Here is a 2531-nt window from a genome sequence, read left to right as displayed (position 1 = left end):
TTTCGCCGAGGCGAACGTCGCCTATCTCGTCGGCGATTGGACCAATCGCGATGAGACGATTGCGGCGGAACTTGCCGCGCATGGACGCGCCGGCGTCCCACTCTATCTCTTTTATCCGGCGGACGGTCGAGCGCCCGTGGTGTTGCCGCAAATGCTCAGCCAGGACTTAATTCTGCAAACGATCCAGGGAGAGACGGAATGAACGAGATGTCACGACGCGCGCTTCTGATCGGTGGTGGCGCTTTGGTCGCCTTCGGCGCCGCTGGCGGCATCAATATGCTGCTGAGCGATGAGGCGCAGGCGGCGGTTGCCAATGGCGCACAGGCGCCGAATTTCTCGGTGCAGGATGCAAACGGCGCCACGCGCACGCTGGCGGAATTCCGCGGCCGCACGGTCGTGCTGGAGTGGACCAACCACGGCTGTCCGTATGTGCGCAAGCACTATGACTCGCGCAACATGCAGACGCTGCAGCAGGAGGCGACGGCGGACGGCGTCGTCTGGCTGCAGATCATTTCGTCGGCCCCAGGCGAGCAAGGGCATCTCGACGCCGCCGGTGCGCGCGCGCGCGTGCAGACCGACGGCGCGTCGCCCACGGCGACCTTGCTTGACCCCACGGGTGCGGTTGGCCGCGCATACGGCGCGCTAACAACGCCGCACATGTACATCATCAACGCCGAAGGCGTGCTGGTGTATCAGGGCGCGATCGATGACCGCCCATCGGCGCGTCCGTCCTCGCTGGAAGGCGCGACGAATTATGTGCGCGCCGCGCTCGCGGACATCGAGGCCGGCCGCGCCGTGGCCACAGCGCAAACCACGCCCTATGGCTGCAATGTGAAGTACGCGAGGTAAGCGTCTTCCCCCGCGTGCGGGGGCGCATAGCTAATCGCCAGCGCGCGCGACCTCATCCGCCGCCATGCTGGCAGCGATTGGGGCGAGTTGGATCGCGTCGTCCATTAGGACGCGCAGATTGGTGAAGGCCGCGGCGCGTTCGGCCTCGGTGTCGGCGTCGCGGAATTCGCTCATGCGCACGCGCGCATCAGTGGCGATGTCGTGGAAGATGCATGGCAGATCTTGCTCGACGCCGACCTGGTTAAGGGCGGCCGAAAGCCGCTCAGCGTCGCCCGAGAAATCGGCGAGATCGGCCAACAAGCCCGGCGTGATCTCGGTCTGAACGGTGAGGGCGCGCGCACTCGTCTCAACCTCGTTCGAGAGCATGGAGATGTCGGTGAGGGCGGCGGCGCCCAGAAAGGTCAAAGCGGCACAGCTCAGCATGATGGGCCTCCCAACCCGTATCGTAAGCATGCCGGCTGCAAGGCGGGCGCCGGATACTCGGTTCGGGGGATGGGGTTCTCAATTTTGGGGATTAGGGATTGGGTGTTGGGCTTGGGGAGGGCTGTGTCGCCCTTGCTCAAGCGTCCCCCAATCCCTAATCCCCAATCCCTAATCCCGCCCAGAGAACCACGATGTCAGACCAAGCCGCCAATCGCCCCAAGCCCCGCCGCGCGCGGGGGCTGATGGATCGGCGCGGGCCGGGCTTGGCGCTGGAGCGCGGGCTGATCCAGCGCATCGCCAAGGTCTATGAGACCTGGGGCTTCGAGCCGCTGGAGACGCCGGCGTTCGAATATGCCGATGCGCTCGGCAAGTTCCTGCCGGACCAGGATCGGCCGAACGAAGGCGTGTTCGCGCTGCAGGACGACGACGAGCAATGGCTGGCGCTGCGCTACGATCTGACCGCGCCGCTGGCCCGGTTCGTCGCAGAGAATTTCGACGCGCTGCCGAAGCCCTATCGCCGCTGGGCGGCGGGCCCCGTATGGCGCAATGAGAAGCCGGGACCGGGGCGTTTCCGGGAATTCTGGCAATGCGACGCGGATACGGTCGGCGCGGCGTCGCCGGCGGCGGATGCGGAGATGATCGCTGTTGCGTGCGCGGGGCTGGAAGCGGCCGGCGTGCAGCGCGGCGGGTATCAGATTTTTGTCAGTGATCGTCGGCTGCTTGACGCCTTGCTTGAGAGCATTGGCTTGCCAGGTAATGACGCTTCTCGCGCTCAGCGGCTCCGTGTGCTGCGAGCGATCGATAAGATGGACCGGTTAGGGCCGGACAACGTAGCGCTTTTGTTGGGCGAGGGCCGAACAGACGAGTCTGGTGATCGCACCGAAGGTGCAAAGCTGGATAGCGCGCAGATCAGGACCGTTCTTGAGTTCGCCACTCCAGAATTCTTTGCCGGAGCGCCGCAGCTCTATCTTCAACGAGAAGGGCTAACCAGACTCCGAAACGTCGAGGCGGGCCGTCTAGCGCTCGATCACATGGCGGGAATTTGTGAGACGCTCGACGCGCTGGGAGTCACGCCCGAGCAGTATCGGTTTGATACCGCAGTGGTCCGTGGTCTCGAATACTACACAGGGACTGTGTTCGAGGCGCAGTTGATTGGCGCGGGCGGCGCGAACTTTGGTTCGGTCGGCGGCGGCGGGCGCTATGATGACCTCGTCTCCCGCTTCCGTGGCGAACGCATTCCGGCGACCGGCTTCTCCATC

The 2531-nt window shown here is 65.0% G+C and carries 3 protein-coding genes and 1 pseudogene; 3 read left to right on the top strand and 1 reads right to left on the bottom strand.

Annotation, left to right across the window (positions count from 1 at the left end):
• Positions 1 to 202: pseudogene (locus VF769_RS14510) on the top strand (disulfide bond formation protein DsbD); the annotation flags it as partial.
• Entirely contained in the window at positions 199 to 849 is a 651-nt protein-coding gene (locus VF769_RS14505) for a thioredoxin family protein (protein ID WP_331009140.1), read from the top strand. The pseudogene VF769_RS14510 and the gene VF769_RS14505, both read left to right, overlap by 4 nt.
• Before the next feature lie 30 nt (positions 850 to 879).
• Here the strand turns inward: VF769_RS14505 and VF769_RS14500 are convergent, their stop codons facing one another.
• Positions 880 to 1272 (bottom strand): hypothetical protein, encoded by a 393-nt coding sequence (locus tag VF769_RS14500; RefSeq protein ID WP_331009139.1) that lies wholly within the window; start codon positions 1270 to 1272, stop codon positions 880 to 882.
• A 191-nt stretch (positions 1273 to 1463) separates the two neighbouring features.
• Here VF769_RS14500 and VF769_RS14495 point away from each other — a divergent pair.
• A partial coding sequence (locus VF769_RS14495; protein ID WP_331009138.1) for a HisS family protein occupies positions 1464 to 2531 on the top strand: 1068 nt, incomplete at its 3' end.

The organism is Vitreimonas sp. (assembly GCF_036392335.1).
GTDB lineage: Bacteria > Pseudomonadota > Alphaproteobacteria > Caulobacterales > Aquidulcibacteraceae > Vitreimonas.
Note: the sequence above shows the minus strand (reverse complement) of the source record. Positions and strands in the feature narration are given on the sequence as shown.